At 69.3% G+C, this 17,535-nt stretch carries 10 protein-coding genes and 1 pseudogene; 7 read left to right on the top strand and 4 right to left on the bottom strand.

From position 1 onward, the window contains the following. Positions 1 to 69 precede the first annotated feature (69 nt). Positions 70 to 1,563: a GTPase HflX gene (gene hflX, locus ACFYTE_RS23800; protein ID WP_388713774.1), complete on the top strand. Its 1,494-nt coding sequence runs from the start codon at positions 70 to 72 to the stop codon at positions 1,561 to 1,563. Positions 1,564 to 1,632: 69 nt separating this feature from the next. Here the strand turns inward: hflX and ACFYTE_RS23795 are convergent. Next, a pseudogene (locus ACFYTE_RS23795) lies at positions 1,633 to 2,761 on the bottom strand (trypsin-like serine peptidase). Positions 2,762 to 2,895: 134 nt separating this feature from the next. Next, entirely contained in the window at positions 2,896 to 4,119 is a 1,224-nt protein-coding gene (locus ACFYTE_RS23790; protein ID WP_388713771.1) for a trypsin-like serine peptidase, read from the bottom strand. A 790-nt stretch (positions 4,120 to 4,909) separates the two neighbouring features. Here ACFYTE_RS23790 and ACFYTE_RS23785 point away from each other — a divergent pair. From ACFYTE_RS23785 to ACFYTE_RS23775, 3 genes are all read left to right on the top strand, one after another. Next, positions 4,910 to 6,925 carry an IucA/IucC family protein gene (locus ACFYTE_RS23785; protein ID WP_388713768.1) on the top strand — a complete coding sequence of 672 codons (2,016 nt, stop codon included), beginning with the start codon at positions 4,910 to 4,912 and terminating at the stop codon, positions 6,923 to 6,925. A 64-nt stretch (positions 6,926 to 6,989) separates the two neighbouring features. Continuing rightward, on the top strand, positions 6,990 to 7,937 hold the full coding sequence (locus tag ACFYTE_RS23780) for a GNAT family N-acetyltransferase (RefSeq protein WP_388713765.1): 948 nt from the start codon (positions 6,990 to 6,992) through the stop codon (positions 7,935 to 7,937). Between the two features lie 683 nt (positions 7,938 to 8,620). Then, the gene (locus ACFYTE_RS23775; RefSeq protein ID WP_388713762.1) at positions 8,621 to 10,597 is read left to right on the top strand and encodes an ATP-dependent DNA helicase; all 1,977 of its coding nucleotides are present in this window, start codon (positions 8,621 to 8,623) and stop codon (positions 10,595 to 10,597) included. A gap of 148 nt (positions 10,598 to 10,745) precedes the next feature. Here ACFYTE_RS23775 and lexA read toward each other — a convergent pair whose 3' ends face one another. Next, positions 10,746 to 11,525 (bottom strand): transcriptional repressor LexA, encoded by a 780-nt coding sequence (lexA, locus tag ACFYTE_RS23770; RefSeq protein ID WP_388713760.1) that lies wholly within the window; start codon positions 11,523 to 11,525, stop codon positions 10,746 to 10,748. A 505-nt stretch (positions 11,526 to 12,030) separates the two neighbouring features. On the opposite strand from lexA, the gene nrdR reads away from it, so the two are divergent. After that, complete coding sequence (gene nrdR, locus ACFYTE_RS23765) at positions 12,031 to 12,582, top strand: transcriptional regulator NrdR (RefSeq protein ID WP_388713757.1); 552 nt, start codon at positions 12,031 to 12,033, stop codon at positions 12,580 to 12,582. A gap of 164 nt (positions 12,583 to 12,746) precedes the next feature. Then, positions 12,747 to 15,632, top strand: a complete 2,886-nt coding sequence (locus tag ACFYTE_RS23760; RefSeq protein WP_388713754.1) for a vitamin B12-dependent ribonucleotide reductase — start codon at positions 12,747 to 12,749, stop codon at positions 15,630 to 15,632. A 580-nt stretch (positions 15,633 to 16,212) separates the two neighbouring features. On the opposite strand, the gene ACFYTE_RS23755 is transcribed toward ACFYTE_RS23760, so the two are convergent. Beyond that, on the bottom strand, positions 16,213 to 16,761 hold the full coding sequence (locus ACFYTE_RS23755; RefSeq protein WP_388713751.1) for a TerD family protein: 549 nt from the start codon (positions 16,759 to 16,761) through the stop codon (positions 16,213 to 16,215). Positions 16,762 to 16,910: 149 nt separating this feature from the next. On the opposite strand from ACFYTE_RS23755, the gene ACFYTE_RS23750 reads away from it, so the two are divergent. Continuing rightward, positions 16,911 to 17,516, top strand: a complete 606-nt coding sequence (locus ACFYTE_RS23750; RefSeq protein ID WP_388713748.1) for a YdbC family protein — start codon at positions 16,911 to 16,913, stop codon at positions 17,514 to 17,516. Positions 17,517 to 17,535 lie beyond the last annotated feature (19 nt).

Genomic DNA, 17,535 nt, shown 5'->3' with positions numbered 1-17,535 from the left:
TCTCCCGCCGCCCTCGTGCGTTGTTCATCATGACAGCCGTAACGGAATCCCCTGCGACGTAAGGACCCAATGACCTCCTCTTCTTCCTTTTCCCAGGACACCAAGCGCCTTGCGCATGACTACCCCGAGGGTCTTCGGGCCGATGCCCTGATGGAAGAGGACGTCGCCTGGAGCCACGAGAGCGACGGAGAGCGGGACGGCGACCAGTTCGACCGCTCCGAGCGCGCGGCGCTGCGTCGCGTGATCGGCCTCTCCACCGAGCTTGAGGACGTCACCGAGGTCGAGTACCGGCAGCTCCGCCTGGAGCGGGTCGTGCTCGTCGGGGTGTGGACCTCCGGGACCGTGCAGGACGCCGAGAACTCCCTCGCCGAGCTGGCCGCCCTCGCCGAGACCGCGGGCGCGCTCGTGCTCGACGGCGTGGTCCAGCGGCGCGACAAGCCGGACGCGGCCACCTACATCGGCTCCGGCAAGGCCGACGAACTGCGCGACATCGTCCTCGAAACGGGCGCGGACACCGTCATCTGCGACGGTGAGCTGAGCCCGGGCCAGCTGATCCACCTGGAAGACGTCGTCAAGGTCAAGGTCATCGACCGTACGGCCCTGATCCTCGACATCTTCGCCCAGCACGCCAAGTCCCGAGAGGGCAAGGCACAGGTGGCGCTCGCGCAGATGCAGTACATGCTGCCCAGGCTGCGCGGCTGGGGTCAGTCGCTGTCCCGCCAGATGGGCGGCGGCAAGGGCGGCGGCCTCGCCACCCGTGGTCCCGGTGAGACCAAGATCGAGACGGACCGGCGACGGATCCGCGAGAAGATGGCGAAGATGCGCCGGGAGATCGCGGAGATGAAGACCGGCCGCGAGATCAAGCGCCAGGAACGCAAGCGGAACAAGGTGCCGTCCGTCGCCATCGCGGGCTACACCAACGCCGGCAAGTCCTCGCTGCTCAACCGCCTCACGGGCGCGGGCGTCCTGGTCGAGAACGCCCTGTTCGCGACCCTGGACCCGACCGTCCGCCGGGCCGAGACCCCGAGCGGTCGGCTGTACACGCTCGCCGACACCGTCGGCTTCGTCCGGCACCTGCCGCACCACCTGGTCGAGGCGTTCCGTTCCACCATGGAGGAGGTCGGCGACTCCGACCTGATCCTGCATGTGGTGGACGGCTCGCACCCCACCCCGGAGGAGCAGCTGGCCGCCGTGCGCGAGGTGATCAGGGATGTCGGCGCCACCGGCGTGCCCGAGATCGTCGTGATCAACAAGGCGGACGCGGCCGATCCGCTGGTGCTCCAGCGGCTGCTGCGCGTCGAGAAGCGGTCCATCGCCGTCTCGGCCCGCACCGGCCGGGGCATCGATGAACTGCTGGCGCTCATCGACAACGAACTGCCCAGGCCCTCGGTCGAGATCGAGGCCCTGGTGCCGTACACGCACGGCAAGCTGGTCGCCCGCGCCCACACCGAGGGCGAGGTGATCTCCGAGGAGCACACCGCGGAGGGCACGCTGCTCAAGGCGCGGGTGCACGAGGAACTGGCGGCCGACCTCGCGCCGTACGTTCCCGCGTCGCTCGCCTGAGCCACCGCGACACAGCCCGAAGGCCCGCCCCCGCCGACCGCGGGAGCGGGCCTTCGGGCTGGTGGGGTCTCACCGACCGCCGTACGTCCTGCTCATGTTCTGGTACAGCGCCTCGGCCTCCTGGCCAAGCTGTGGACCCGCGAGCCAGGTGCTGTCCGTCGGGCTGATCGATGTGTTCGAGACCAGTACGATCCTGCCGTCCGCCACCCGGAACCAGCCGCCGCCCGACGATCCGCCGGTCATGGTGCAGCCGATGCGGTACATCGTCGGCAGTGACGGGCTCAGCGACAGCTGCCCCGGCCGGTCGATGCACTTGAACATCTTCAGACCGTTGTACGGCGGCGCCGCCGGATACCCCCAGGCGCCCATACTGGCCACCTCGGCCGCGGACGGCGCGGAGAAGTCCACGTCGAGCGCCGCGCCGACGGTCTCCTCCAGGGACTTCGACCCGCTCTCCGGCTTCACATGCAGTACGGCGTAGTCGTGTGCGGCACCCGCGCCGCCTGCGAGGTCGTCGCCCCCGACAGCTCCGCCTCGGACTTGCCGAGGTCGTTGTACGACGGCACGAAGGCGATGTTGCGGTACCAGCCGCCGTTCTGACCGGCGTGCACACAGTGTCCGGCCGTCCACACCAGATTGGACCTGCCCGGATGATCGACGTCCTTGACGACCGTGCCGGAGCAGACCATCGAGCCCTCGGGGGAGTCGAAGAAGACCTTGCCGACCGGGGCCGCGTTCTCGTGGTACGGCGTCTTCTCCGCCTGCGCCTGCACGGGCTGCGGCTCCGGGTCGCTGACACCCTGGTCCGCGGAGGCGTCCTGCGTCGAGATCGTCTTGTCGGCCTCCTTCGCGGACTGCATCCGCTCCGGCTTCCAGAGGCCCTCGATCACCGGGTTGACGAAGTCCTTGGCCTCACTGAGCCACTTGACCTTGTCCCAGTCCTTCCAGCCGCCGCCGGTCCACTTGTCGACATCGATGCCGTGCGCCTTGAGCTTGTCCGCGATGTCGGCCAGGATACCGGCCTTGCCGTCATCGGCCCCGCCCGCCCGGGAGGCGCCGGGCTTGTCGCCCGCCTTTTCGTCGCCGAAGCCGCCGCAGGCCGTCGCCGTGAGCGCCACTGCCGCGACCAGACCGGTGGCCGCGAGGACGGTGCGCCGCCGTCCATGGCGTGCGTGAAGGGCGTACGTATGGAACGCATGGTGCGATAACCCCTGTTGAAGCGTGTGATGACACCCCACTGTGCCCGTGGGGCTGGGGACGAACGGCGGCGAGCAGCTGAAGGTTCCCGCGACACCCCGCCGCCGTCCCTGACCCGGCTGTACCCGCCGTCTCCTACTGCCCGGCGAACTTCTTGCTGACCGCGCCGTACACACCCTCGGCCACGTCACCCAGCCGCGGACCGGCCAGCCAGCCCGAACTCACCGGACCGATGGACGTGTTGGACACCAGCGCCGGCTTGCCGTCGGAACCGGTCTCCACCCAGCCGCCACCGGACGAACCACCCGTCATCGTGCAGCCGATGCGGTACATCGTCGGGTCCGACTTGCTGAGCGACAGCCTGCCCGGCTTGTCCTGGCACTGGTACAGCGACTGACCGTCGAACGGCGCCGCCGCCGGATAACCGGTCGCCGTGATGCTCGCGACCTTCGGTACCGCCGGGGCGTCGAAGTCCACCGGAAGCGCCGAACCGACCGTCTCCTCCAGCGACTTGCCGCTGCCGCCCTCCTCGGGCGTCACATGGATCACGGCGAAGTCGTACGAGGCACCGTCCCCGCCCGTCTCACCACCCTGCTCGATCCACTGCTGAGAGGTCTGTGCCCAGTCACCCCACCAGATCCCGTACGGAGCGATCTGCTCCTTGGCGGCGCTCTGCAACTCCTCGTTCGTCATGCCCTTGTCGTTGTACGACGGCACGAACGCGATGTTGCGGTACCAGCCGCCCTTCTTACCCGCGTGCACACAGTGGCCGGCGGTCCACACCATGTTGGACTTGCCGGGGTGCGCCGGATCCTGCACCACCGTCGCCGAGCAGACCATCGTGCCCTCGGGAGAGTCGAAGAAGACCTTGCCGGCGGTGGCGGCGTTGGTGTGGTACGGCGGCTGCACCGCCTGTGCCTTCACCGGCGTCGGCGTCGGGTCGGTCACACCCTGGTCACCGGAGAGGTCGTTGTCGTCCACGCTCCGGTCCGGGTCATCGGCGTCCCGCATGCGGTCCGGGTCCCACAGGCCCTTGATGATCGGGTTGATGAAATCGTTCGCCTCACGCAGCCAGTCGTCCTTGTTCCAGTTCTTCCATGCGCCGTTCTTCCACTGGTCGAGGTCGATCCCGTGCTCCTTGAGCCGGTCCTTGATGTCCTCGGGGATCTTGATCTTCCCGTCGTCAGCGGCCGCGGAGGCGGTGGCCTGGCCGTCCGCGGTGTCGTCGCCGTCGCCGTTGCACGCGGTGGCGGTGAGCGCCAGCGCCGAGACGAGGGCGACGGCGGCCAGCACGGGGGAGGTTCTGCGGCCCGCACTCCTCCCGCGGCGAACGGTGAAGGACGGCCGTATGGATCGCATGCTCTTGACTCCCCCTGGTGGTAAGGAAACTCGGTGCTACGACCGTGAAGTCAGGCGGAACTCATGGGCAGTTCACGCCGTTCTCACGGCCCTCTGGGAACCGCACCACACACTATGCGCTCGCTGTGGGGGACTTCCGACGGAACAGCAACAGTTGCGTCACGGCAAGGATCTTGAGGCAACCCGTAACCCGGTGGGCAGTCCGGGGTTGTAGCCGTGAGGGGCCTGCTGCCCGTGTCCGGTCCCGCGGATCAACTCGCCTCTGGACAGCGGGAGGAATCCAAGCCGTGGCCGTGACCGATTCGCTGACCGATCCCAAGATCAGGGAGCGGTCCCAGGAAGCGCACGCCCCGCACGCGGGCGGCCCGTCGACACGCGGACCGACAGTGCGCCGCGACGCGCACGCCCTCCCCACCGCCCCACTGCGATCGCCCGCGCCGATCGACAAGGCCCTCCACACCCGAAACCACCTCGGCCGTCGCTCCGGCACCGGCACCCGAACCGGGGCCGGCCACCCCCGGACTCTGGCCGTCACCGGCGTTCACCCCAGAGGTGATCACCGACACCCCGGGCGCGCCCGGCACCTCCTGCGCCGAACGGATCACCCGCCTGTCCAATCCCCAGGACCACGGTTGCCCCCTTGGCGCCCATGACCAGTTCGCCTCCGCACTCCCCGCCCGAACCACCTCCCCTCGCTCTCCCGCCCTCGTCCCGGCCCCTCCTCGTATGAGGCCGAGCGACGACCCCGAAGGCCATCGACCCTCTGCTCCGCACGCTCCTAGGAACAGTCTTGAACGCCAGCGCCACCTCCAGCGGCCGTTCCCGCACTCCTGACATCACCTCCCACGACACACAGTCCTCGCCCTCGCCGACCGCCGGGCGGGTGCCCGAACAGAGACCCCGGACCCCGGGAACGGACCGCCCGTGGAGCGCGTCCGACGACCTCTTGGAACATCCGAACCCCCACACAGCCGCCGAGAGCGCCGCCGTGGAGAACCTGCTCCGCTGCTGGGTCCGCGAGAGCAACCTCGCCCCCGACGCCGACCCCCACGTCGGCTCCGATTCCCACGTCGGCTCCGATTCCCACGCCGACGCTGGCACGGGCACCCGCCTCGGCTCGCTCCGCATCCCGCTGCCTCACAGCGGCACGGCCCTGACGGCACCCATCCGCTACTGGTCCCCGACCGGCTGGCACCGCTTCGGCCGCCCGCGCCTGGCCGACGCCCCCGAAGGCGCCCCACCGGTCGACGCCGTGACACTGGCAGCGCTGATCGCCAGGGAGACACTCGGCGGCAGTGACACCCCCGCCGGTCCGGACACCGCTGTGACCACCATCGGGGGAGACCTGGCCGCACGAGTGGCCGACTCGGTCCGCCGCACCACCGGCTTCATCAGCGACCGCCGCTCCCACCCCGCCGATGGACCGGACCTGTTTCTCAGCGCCGAACAGGCACTCCTGCTCGGACACCCGCTGCACCCGACACCGAAGAGCCGAGAGGGCCTGTCCGAAGCCGAAGCCCGCCCCTACTCACCGGAACTGCGCGGCTCCTTCCCTCTGCACTGGATGGCCGTATCACCTTCCTTGATCGCTACCGACTCGGCCTGGACCGAGCGCGGACGCCCCGTCCGAGCGGAGCACCTCACGGCACGGCTCGCCGGCTCCGGGCTGCCCCTGCCCGACGGGTTCGCCGCCCTTCCCCTGCACCCGTGGCAGTCACGGGAGGCCCGGCACCGAGATGACATCGCCGCCCTCCTCGACGCGGGACTGCTGCGTGAACTCGGTTCCTTCGGAACCCCGTGGAATCCCACCTCCTCCGTACGCACCGTCCATCAATCCGGTGCACCCGCGATGCTCAAGCTGTCGCTGGGCCTCCGGATCACCAACTCCCGCCGCGAGAACCTCCGTAAGGAACTCCACCGCGGCGTCGAGGTGCACCGCCTGTTGCGCTCCGGCCTGTCGCGGCAGTGGCAGGCCGTGCACCCGGGCTTCGACATCGTCCGCGACCCCGCCTGGCTGGCCGTCGACGACCAGGACGGCCTGCCCGTCCGGGGACTCGATGTGGTGATCCGGCACAACTCCTTCGCACCCACCGACGACGTCTCCTGCCTCGCCGGTTTCGTCGCGCCTCGCCCCATGGCCGTTCCCGCCGCCAACGGGCACCTCACTTCTGTGGGGGCATGGCCCCTCCAGTCCCGCCTGGCCCAAGTCGTCACGCGCCTCGCCGAGCGGACCGGTCGTCCCCGTGGAACGGTCGCCGCGGAGTGGTTCCTGCGCTACCTGGAACTGGTCGTGCGTCCCGTGCTGTGGCTGGACAGCGAGGCGGGGATCGCACTGGAGGCGCACCAGCAGAACACGCTGCTCGTACTGGACGGCGACGGCTGGCCCGCGGGTGGCCGCTACCGCGACAACCAGGGCTACTACTTCCGCGAGTCCCGCCGAGCCGAACTCGACGCACGACTGCCCGGCATCGGCCGGCACAGTGACACGTTCGTCTCCGACGAGGTCACCGACGAGCGGTTCGGCTACTACCTCGCCATCAACAACGTGCTCGGCCTGATCGGTGCGTTCGGCTCGCAGCACCTTGCCGACGAGCGCCTGCTGCTGGCCGCGTTCCGCCGCTTCCTCGCCGGCGTCGCCGCGGGGCCCGCACCGCTGCGCACCTCCCTGCCCGCCCGCCTGCTGGACTCACCCGTTCTGCGCTGCAAAGCCAACCTGCTCACGCGGTTGCACGGCCTCGACGAACTCGTCGGTCCAGTCGACACCCAGTCCGTCTACGTCACCATCGCCAACCCCCTTCATTCCTGACCCGACCCACTTCATTCACCCTCCGAGGAACGTGAGCCACCTCGGCCTCTGAGAGGAGCGCGCCATGTCCCCTGCCGACGCGAGCACCGACACCGGGCCCGTGCCCGTTCGCCCGGGTCCCTCCGATCCCGGATCGGACAGCGAGGACACGCTGGACCTGCGCCTCCCCGACGAACTCGTGGCCCTCTTCGCCGCGCAACCGGAGGACTCCGCTGAACGATCCGGTGCCGCTGCCACCACCGGTACCGGTGCCGGTCCGCTCGCCGTGCGGGACGAGCGGGGACCGTCTCCGGCGGTGGCCGACCCGGGCTTCACGACGGATACCGGTCGGCGCTCGGAGCTGGACAGCCGCTACCCCTTCGCGGCGCAGGCCAACTCGCCGTCTGCTGCGAAAGCCGGCCCGCCGTCCGCTGCGGAGGTCGGCTTCTCCGCCGCGGACGATGACCTGCTCGACCATGTCGCTGCCTGGGGCCAGACCGGCACACCCGCGGGCCTGTTCCAGTTGGTCCCCGTCCGCCTCGACCACGACCTCCCGCTCATCAGCCGCTGGATGAACGACCCGGCCGTCGCTGCCTTCTGGGAACTGGCCGGATCTCCGGACAGGACAGAGGAACACCTGGCCACCCAGCTCACCGGTGACGGTCGCAGCGTGCCGTGCCTCGGCACGCTGGACGGCACCCCGATGAGCTACTGGGAGATCTACCGGGCGGATCTGGACCCGCTGGCACGCCACTACCCGGCCCGCCCGCACGACACCGGAATCCACCTCCTTATCGGCGGCGTCGCCGACCGAGGGCGGGGCCTTGGATCCGCCCTGCTCAGAACAGTGGCCGACCTGGTCCTGGCACGACGGCCCGCCTGTTCACGAGTCGTCGCCGAGCCCGACCTTCGCAATACGCCGTCCATTGCCGCCTTCCTCTCTGCAGGCTTCCGGTTCGCCGCCGAGGTCGACCTGCCCGCGAAGCGGGCCGCCCTCATGATTCGGGACCGGTCACTGCATGATGTGCCGTAGCGCCGAGTGACGACGCGTTCACATGTAGTACACCGCTCGGGCCGCCGGGGTTCCGGGTCGGCCGAAACGAATTCATCGAGTGAGGCAGGCGGGTCACCTTCAGCGAAGCAGCCGGCTTGCCGGTCGCTTCGCACACCACCGTGAGCCAAGCAATCCGGACGCGGGCCGGCCCGCGCTGCCCGGCACCGGCCGAAAGCCTCTTGCCGTCTGCCGAATCCGACTGAGCACACACTGCTGAGTCAGCCGACTGGGCGCGCTCTCTCGACTCCGCCAGACCTGACGCGCTCTGCTGTTCGAGCCCGACAGAATCCACGCGCCCCGCCTCGACATCCCGTGGGTCCCGGTGCCACTCCGACTCTTGCCCGGCCGCGCTCCAGCGTCACCCCGCCCTGCGTCCCGCGCCTCAGCCGTCCCCGCCTCACCCACTCCACCCCGCTCCGCGTCCGACACCGCCGAGGAGTCCGCACCGTGATCCGTCCCGGCCTTCACCGGCCCCGTCCGTGGCTTGTCAGCCAATCCCGTGACCCTGGCACCCGATCGAGCGACCCAGATACTTGAGGCAGTCGAGAGGCACCGCCCGCTGGCCCGTCGGTCGGCCCGTCCACCGGCGCTCACCCCGTCCGACCTCTCCTCTCCTACTTGATCCCACGTTTGTCGGTGCCTGGCCGTAGGGTGGTCGGGCTATGACGAAGCCCTCACTCCCCGAACTCCTGCATGCCGCTGTCACAGCCGTCGGCGGCACGGAGCGCCCCGGCCAGGTGACCATGGCCGAGTCGGTCGCCGAAGCGATCGACGACGGATCCCACCTGCTGGTCCAGGCCGGTACCGGCACCGGTAAGTCGCTCGGCTATCTCGTGCCCGCGCTTGCGCACGGGGAGCGCGTCGTCGTCGCGACGGCCACCCTCGCCCTGCAGCGCCAGCTCGTGGAGCGCGATCTTCCGCGCACGGTCGAGGCGCTGCACCCCCTGCTGCGCCGCCGCCCGGAGTTCGCGATGCTCAAGGGACGGTCCAACTACCTGTGCCTGCACCGTCTGCACGAGGGCGTACCGCAAGACGAGGAGGAAGGGCTCTTCGACCAGTTCGAGGCGGCTGCGCCGACCAGCAAACTGGGCCAGGATCTGCTGCGGCTGCGTGACTGGGCGGACGAGACCGAGAGCGGGGACCGGGACGACCTGACACCTGGCGTGTCCGACCGTGCCTGGGCGCAGGTGTCGGTCTCCTCCCGTGAGTGCCTGGGCGCATCGAAGTGCGCCTACGGCGCCGAGTGCTTCGCCGAGATGGCCCGGGAGCGGGCCAAGCTCGCCGAGGTCGTCGTCACCAACCACGCGCTGCTCGCGATCGACGCCATCGAGGGTGCCCCGGTGCTTCCCCAGCACGACGTGCTGATCGTGGACGAGGCACACGAACTGGTTTCGCGGGTCACCGGCGTCGCGACCGGGGAGCTGACGCCCGGCCAGGTCAACCGGGCGGTGCGCCGCGCCGCGAAGCTGGTCAACGAGAAGGCCGCAGACCAGCTCCAGACGGCGGCCGAGGGCTTCGAGCGGCTGATGGAGCTGGCCCTTCCGGGCCGCTTGGAGGAGATCCCGGAAGACCTCTCCTACGCCCTGATGGCCCTGCGGGACGCCGCCCGCACCGTCATCTCCTCGATCGGCGCGACCCGTGACAAGTCGGTTCAGGACGAGGACGCGGTCCGCAAGCAGGCGCTGGCGTCCGTGGAGACGGTGCATGACGTGGCGGAGCGCGTGGTGAACGGCTCCGAGTGGGACGTCGTCTGGTACGAACGCCACGACCGCTTCGGCGCCTCCCTCCGGGTCGCACCCATGTCCGTCTCGGGTCTCCTCAGGGAGAAGCTCTTCGCGGACCGCTCCGTCGTCCTCACGTCCGCCACGCTCAAACTGGGCGGCGACTTCAACGGAGTGGGTGCCTCCCTGGGCCTGGCCTCGGAGGGCACGGAGGGCGAGGATCTCCCTCAGTGGAAGGGCCTCGACGTCGGCTCGCCCTTCGACTACCGCAAACAGGGCATCCTGTACGTGGCCAAGCATCTGTCCCGTCCGGCACGGGACGGCGACCGCGCGGACATGCTCGACGAACTGACCGAGCTGATCCAGGCGGCCGGCGGCCGCACCCTCGGCCTCTTCTCCTCCATGCGGGCGGCTCAGCTCGCCGCCGAGGAGCTGCGCTCGCGGATCCCCGAGTTCCCGATCCTGCTCCAGGGCGAGGAGACACTCGGTGAGTTGATCAAGAACTTCGCCGCTGATTCCAAGACCTGTCTGTTCGGCACTCTGTCGCTGTGGCAGGGCGTCGACGTCCCGGGTCCCAGCTGTCAGCTGGTCGTGATGGACAAGATCCCTTTCCCGCGCCCCGACGACCCGCTGATGAGCGCGCGCCAGAAGGCAGTGGAGGATGCGGGGGGCAATGGCTTCATGGCGGTCGCCGCCACGCATGCCGCGCTGCTGATGGCGCAGGGCGCAGGCCGGCTCGTCCGGGCGTCGGGGGACAGGGGTGTGGTCGCCGTGCTGGACCAGCGGCTGGCCACTGCGCGGTACGGCGGTTACCTCAAGGCGTCACTGCCCGGCTTCTGGTACACCACGGACCGCAATCAGGTGCGGAAGTCGCTCGCGGCCATTGCCGCCGCCGCGCAGCAAGGGGAGGCGAAGTGATCGCGGGTTAGCCTGTCCCGGCGCCGGGACAGGCTAACCCGCGATGCGACGCCGCCGGTCACCGGGGCTGTGCAGCACAGGGCCCCGGAACCGGCGCAGAGGTTCCGGGGCCCGGTCAGGGGAAGAGCCGACGCTCGCCGTCGGGCCGTCAGACGCGGCGCAGGACCGCGACGACCTTGCCCAGGATGGTCGCGTCGTCACCGGGAATGGGCTCATACGCGGAGTTGTGCGGGAGGAGCCAGACATGGCCGTCCTCGCGCTTGAAGCGCTTGACGGTGGCCTCGCCGTCGAGCATCGCGGCCACGATGTCGCCGTTCTCTGCGACCGGCTGGCGGCGGACGGTGACCCAGTCTCCGTCGCAGATCGCGGCCTCGATCATGGAGTCGCCGACGACCTTCAGCACGAACAGTTCGCCGTCGCCGACGAGCTGCCGGGGGAGGGGGAAGACGTCCTCGACCGACTCCTCGGCGAGGATCGGGCCACCGGCGGCGATGCGGCCGACGAGCGGGACGTAGGACGCGGCGGGCTTGCCGGCGGTGTCTGTGGGCTGCACGGTCACCGTCTGATCGGAACCGCGGACCTCGTATGCGCGCGGGCGGTGCGGGTCGCGGCGCAGGAAGCCCTTGCGTTCGAGTGCCATCAGCTGGTGCGCGACCGAAGACGTGCTGGACAGGCCGACGGCCTGGCCGATCTCCCGCATCGACGGTGGGTAGCCACGCCGCTGCACAGAGTCCCTGATGACCTCGATCACCCGACGCTGCCGGTCGGTGAGTCCCGAGCTGTCGGCCCTGATGCCTGGAGGTCGGCCGGGCAGAGAGCGCTTGTGCCCTTCTGGATTCGCGGCTTCGTTCATCGCATGCACCGGCTCAATTCGGCCCTGGGAGCGGTCCTGGGCGGTGATGGTGGCTGTGTCTACGGTGGTGGTCACGTCGGCCCCTCTCGATGGTCTCCCTGCTGGACAACGGTAGTTGCTTTCGAAAGGTTGCGCCAAACACACGTTCGAGTGAAAAATCGCGGTTCGCTTAGCGTGATCACGTGTCTGGGTGTATGGCTAACGCTGCACCTGGCGGATAAAAGGGCTCATTGTTGTACTCTTCACCGCCGGGCCGACGACCTCGTGGGTTGCGCGCCCAGTCTGCCATCCGGAGCCCCGTCGACCGGGAGCCGGTCCCCTTCTGTGCCGGAGTCGCACGCGTCCTCCGCGTGGCGTCCACGGTATCTCCGCATCCCCCGCTGCGGTACACATGCGACACGCGCGCGTGTCGATGTATTGAGCCAGGCACCACATCTAGTGGTTGGATTGCTACAGCTGCCCACAAGTTGTGGTCCCCGGGTCTTCGATGTCCGAGAGATCGCCTATGCTGGGGGCTGCTTCGAGGGGCCCAGGAGGTCTTTCGGGGCCTTTGAGTCTGCTGTGAGGAGGGTTGGAGATCATGCACTGCCCCTTCTGCAGGCACCCCGACAGCCGTGTCGTGGACAGTCGGACGACCGACGACGGCACGTCGATTCGCAGGCGCCGTCAGTGCCCGGACTGCACCCGCCGCTTCACGACCGTGGAGACGTGCTCGCTCATGGTGATCAAGCGGTCCGGTGTCACCGAGCCGTTCAGCCGTACCAAGGTCATCAACGGCGTACGCAAGGCGTGCCAGGGGCGGCCCGTCACCGAGGACGCGCTCGCCCAACTCGGCCAGCGGGTCGAGGAGGCGGTGCGGGCCACCGGGAGCGCTGAGCTGACCACCCACGACGTGGGGCTGGCCATACTCGGCCCGTTGCAGGAGCTCGACCTCGTCGCCTATCTGCGATTCGCCTCCGTCTACCGGGCGTTCGACTCGCTTGAGGACTTCGAGGCCGCCATCGCCGAACTCAGGGAAGCGAGGCGAGCCCCCGCCGCGGACGACGATGACGCGGGAGCGGGGAGCCAGGAGGACCAGCGCGGGCGCGGAGGGACTGCCGAGGTCCCCGTGCCCGCCCACGCCGCCGACTGAAGGATGCGCCGGAGCGGACGGGGGTCCGGGATCCGGCCGGACGGCGGCGAGTGAAGACCTGTTGCGGGCGGCAGCGTGTTGGGAGCCCGCAACACAAGACAGAACACCGTGCCACGGGAACATCGGGGCACTTCAGGGCGTTTTAGCCCGTACAGGGAGGCGGCATGACAGAGACGGCGAGCGGTCCGGCACGAGGTTCCCGAGCCAAGGGCACCAAGGCCACCAAGGGACTGCGCATCGAGCGCATCCACACCACCCCCGGCGTGCATCCGTACGACGAGGTCGAGTGGGCGCGCCGTGACGTCGTCATGACCAACTGGCGCGACGGCTCGGTCAATTTCGAGCAGCGTGGCGTCGAGTTCCCCGACTCCTGGTCGGTGAACGCGGTCAACATCGTTACCAGCAAGTACTTCCGTGGTGCCGTGGGCACCCCGCAGCGCGAGACCAGCCTCAAGCAGCTGATCGACCGCATCGTGAAGACGTACCGGAAGGCCGGAGAGGACTACAAGTACTTCGCCTCGCCCGCCGACGCCGAGATCTTCGAGCACGAGCTGGCGTACGCCCTCCTGCACCAGATCTTCAGCTTCAACAGCCCCGTCTGGTTCAACGTCGGCACGCCCCAGCCCCAGCAGGTCTCCGCCTGCTTCATCCTGTCCGTCGACGACTCGATGGAGTCGATCCTCGACTGGTACAAGGAAGAGGGCATGATCTTCAAGGGCGGCTCCGGGGCCGGCCTGAACCTCTCCCGCATCCGTTCCTCCAAGGAACTGCTGTCCTCCGGCGGCAACGCCTCCGGTCCGGTCTCCTTCATGCGTGGCGCCGACGCCTCGGCGGGCACCATCAAGTCCGGCGGAGCCACCCGCCGCGCCGCCAAGATGGTCATCCTCGACGTCGACCACCCCGACATCGAGGACTTCATCGAGACCAAGGTGAAGGAGGAGGAGAAGATCCGCGCCCTGCGCGACGCGGGCTTCGACATGGACCTGGGCGGCGACGACATCACCTCCGTCCAGTACCAGAACGCCAACAACTCGGTCCGCGTGAACGACGAGTTCATGAAGGCCGTCGAGCAGGGCGGAAAGTTCGGCCTCCGCGCGCGGATGACCGGCGAGGTCATCGAGGAGGTCGAGGCCAAAGCCCTGTTCCGCAAGATGGCCGAGGCCGCCTGGGCCTGCGCCGACCCCGGCATCCAGTACGACGACACCATCAACCGCTGGCACACCTGCCCGGAGTCCGGCCGGATCAACGGCTCGAACCCCTGCAGCGAGTACATGCACCTGGACAACACGTCCTGCAACCTCGCCTCGCTGAACCTGATGAAGTTCCTGAAGGACGACGGCAAGGGCAACCAGTCGTTCGAGGTCGAGCGCTTCGCGAAGGTCGTCGAACTCGTCATCACCGCGATGGACATCTCCATCTGCTTCGCTGACTTCCCGACCCAGAAGATCGGCGAGAACACGCGCGCGTTCCGCCAGCTCGGCATCGGCTACGCCAACCTGGGCGCCCTGCTGATGGCGACCGGCCACGCCTACGACTCCGACGGCGGCCGCGCCCTGGCGGGCGCCATCACCTCCCTGATGACCGGCACGTCCTACCGTCGCTCCGCCGAACTCGCCGCGGTCGTCGGCCCGTACGACGGCTACGCCCGCAACGCCGACGCCCACAAGCGCGTCATGAAGCAGCACGCCGACGCCAACGGCGCGGCAATCCGCATGGACGACCTGGACACCCCGGTCTGGGCCGCCGCCACGGAGGCCTGGCAGGACGTGCTGCGCCTCGGTGAGAAGAACGGATTCCGTAACTCCCAGGCGTCCGTCATCGCCCCGACCGGCACCATCGGTCTCGCGATGTCCTGCGACACCACCGGCCTGGAGCCCGACCTCGCCCTGGTCAAGTTCAAGAAGCTGGTCGGCGGCGGCTCGATGCAGATCGTCAACGGCACCGTCCCGCAGGCCCTGCGCCGCCTGGGCTACCAGGAGGAGCAGATCGAGGCGGTCGTCGCCCACATCGCCGAGCACGGCAACGTGATCGACGCCCCCGGCCTCAAGCAGCAGCACTACGAAGTGTTCGACTGCGCCATGGGCGAGCGGGCGATCTCCCCGATGGGCCACGTCCGCATGATGGCCGCGATCCAGCCGTGGATCTCCGGCGCCCTGTCCAAGACGGTCAACATGCCGGAGTCGGCGACCGTCGAGGAGGTCGAGGAGATCTACTTCGAGGCGTGGAAGATGGGCGTCAAGGCGCTCGCGATCTACCGCGACAACTGCAAGGTCGGCCAGCCGCTCTCCGCGAAGAAGAAGGGCGACGACAAGAAGACCGAGGCCAAGGCCGAGGAGGCCCCCAAGGTCGAGAAGGTCGTCGAGTACCGCCCGGTCCGCAAGCGCCTCCCGAAGGGACGTCCCGGCATCACCACGTCCTTCACCGTCGGCGGCGCCGAGGGCTACATGACCGCCAATTCCTACCCGGACGACGGTCTGGGCGAGGTCTTCCTGAAGATGTCCAAGCAGGGCTCGACCCTCGCGGGCATGATGGACGCGTTCTCCATCGCCGTCTCCGTAGGCCTTCAGTACGGCGTGCCCCTGGAGACGTACGTCTCGAAGTTCACCAACATGCGCTTCGAGCCGGCCGGCATGACCGACGACCCGGACGTGCGGATGGCCCAGTCGATCGTCGACTACATCTTCCGCCGTCTGGCGCTGGACTTCCTGCCCTTCGAGACGCGCTCCGCGCTCGGCATCCACTCTGCCGAAGAGCGCCAGCGTCACCTGGAGACCGGCTCCTACGAGTCGTCCGAGGACGAGGTCGACGTCGAGGGACTGGCCCAGTCGGCGCCGCGCCAGACCGACCTGAAGGCCGTGTCCACCCCACAGGCCGGCGGCGAGGCGGCTCAGCCCGCCCCGAAGCAGGCACACACCAGCGCCGAGCTGGTGGAGATGCAGTTGGGCATCCAGGCCGACGCCCCGCTGTGCTTCTCCTGCGGCACGAAGATGCAGCGGGCCGGATCCTGCTACATCTGCGAGGGCTGTGGCTCGACCAGCGGCTGCAGCTGATCCCGTGAGGTGAGGGGCGTCGACCGCGGGTCGGCGCCCCTTCGCCGCCCACCTACCACGCGTGGCCCTCACCCGTCACAGCGACGGGGCGGCACCCCCGTGTCCCGTCCGGCGTGTCCCCGCACCGTCCGCGTTGACGGACGCGCTACCCGGTGCGCCTTGGCCACGGGGACCGGCGGCGCCGCACGGCCCGCCCACGCCACGGCGGTACGCCGACCCACCCGGTCTGGATGCGCGCCTTGACGCGGCCGAGCGCCACGCCTCGGCGTCCGCGCGGTAGCGCACGGCGCAGAGCCCGCCGCCGGTCCACGCCATTGCGCCCGATACTCGCCGGGCCCTGTGCCGCCCCCGGTCACAGAGGCTCGCTCGACACGGGGCCGGCACGCGTCATCCGAGCTTTCCGGATGCGGGCCAGCCCCGGCCGTCCGGAGCGTTCAACACGCTGTAGGAGACAGCGTCACCTCCACGTACAGGCGGACCACGGCGCCGGCACCCGCGAGCTGGCTGACCCGCCGCGTGGCCTCACCCCACCGCGGGTCGGCCCGGGAGCTGCCGGCATGGACTCCTGCGATCACCGCCCCTACTCGGGTCGGCCTGCGGGGCCGCCGCGCCGGCCCATGGTCCTGCTGAAGGCCGCGGGGTCGTCCTCGAAGCCATGGACGCCGGGCTGGAACTGCCACCCGCCGGACTCATCACGGACGAACTCCGCGACGGTCGCCGCGGTCGCCCCGGGAACCGATGCGAAGTCGTCCTCGGCAAGGACGGTGTAGCCCTCGCGTATGCGCACCGCAGGATTGAGGACGCCGGCGAACCCGCGCTCCGCGGTTCGCTGCTGGATGACGACACCGACGACCACGCGCGCGTACCGGTCGTTGAGCCGGTCGAGTTCCAGCGTCATGACTTCGTCCGAGCCGAAGCCCTTTCCGTCCGCGCTGTCCCGGTTGAGGTAGATCGTTCCGTCGGGGGAGCGGCTGTCGAAGTGCACCAGATAATCCGGCGTGCCGTACGGGTCGTCCTTCCCGTATGCGGCGGCGATGAGGTCGAGATCGGTGGGCTGCTGCCCCATGGGGCTCGGATCCCACTGCAACGCGATCTCGACCTTGCGGATCCCCTTGCTCAAGCCGTTCACCAGGCTTCCCCTTTCCCCCTCTGGGCCTTGTCCCAACTCCCTGATGGCCAAGGTTCGTTGTCCATCGTGCCATGGGCCGCGGGCCGGTGCGTGGGTGATCTCTCGCGGAGCATGACCGGTGCCACGCTCCATGGCCTTACGATGGCGCGGTGCTGGTCAAGTGGATTCGCTGCACCGTGGTGGACCGCCGCGGGTTCGAGCGGGGGCAGCGAAAGTGGGCGGGGCTTCTGGGGGAGCCGGGGTTTCGCGGGCAGGGCGGCGGCTGGAGCCGGCGGCGGCCCGGCGTGGCGCACATCTTCGCCTTCTGGGAGAGCCGCGCCTTCTACGACTCCTTCATGGCCCGCTCCCACGACCGTCTCGCGGCGTCGCAGGCGGGCACCTTCAAGGACAGCCAGGCCAAGCTGTTCGAGTACCGCTTCGACGTGAAGACCGGCTTCGAACCGAGGTTCGCGGACTCCGACCTGATCCGTGTCGCCCACTGCCGCATCCACGAAGAACGAGTGGAGAACTTCACGCTGATGCAGGAGAAGGTCTGGAACCCCGCCATGGCCGGCTCGCCCGGCATGATCCGTGGCATGTTCGCCGAGGCCCCCGAGCACGAGTTCCTGGTCCTTTCGATGTGGCGCTCGGCCGCCGAGCACGGCAAGTACCGCACCGAACGCGTGGAACGGCTGGCCCTGCGGGCACAGACCGAGGCAGACGTCGCGGCGCTCACCGGCGACATCGTGGAACTGGAGCCGACGTGGACGGTCTGACATGCGAGGCTGTGAAATG

The organism is Streptomyces sp. NPDC004629, from assembly GCF_042873595.1.
In the GTDB taxonomy this organism is placed as follows: domain Bacteria; phylum Actinomycetota; class Actinomycetes; order Streptomycetales; family Streptomycetaceae; genus Streptomyces.
Note: the sequence above shows the minus strand (reverse complement) of the source record. Positions and strands in the feature narration are given on the sequence as shown.

Bases quoted from the DNA above. Each gene is read 5' to 3' on its own strand.
- ACFYTE_RS23790 (WP_388713771.1), bottom strand. From the start codon at position 4,119: ATGCGATCCATACGGCCGTCCTTCACCGTTCGCCGCGGGAGGAGTGCG.
- ACFYTE_RS23780 (WP_388713765.1), top strand. From the start codon at position 6,990: ATGTCCCCTGCCGACGCGAGCACCGACACCGGGCCCGTGCCCGTTCGC.
- hflX (WP_388713774.1), top strand. From the start codon at position 70: ATGACCTCCTCTTCTTCCTTTTCCCAGGACACCAAGCGCCTTGCGCAT.
- ACFYTE_RS23775 (WP_388713762.1), top strand. From the start codon at position 8,621: ATGACGAAGCCCTCACTCCCCGAACTCCTGCATGCCGCTGTCACAGCC.
- nrdR (WP_388713757.1), top strand. From the start codon at position 12,031: ATGCACTGCCCCTTCTGCAGGCACCCCGACAGCCGTGTCGTGGACAGT.
- ACFYTE_RS23760 (WP_388713754.1), top strand. From the start codon at position 12,747: ATGACAGAGACGGCGAGCGGTCCGGCACGAGGTTCCCGAGCCAAGGGC.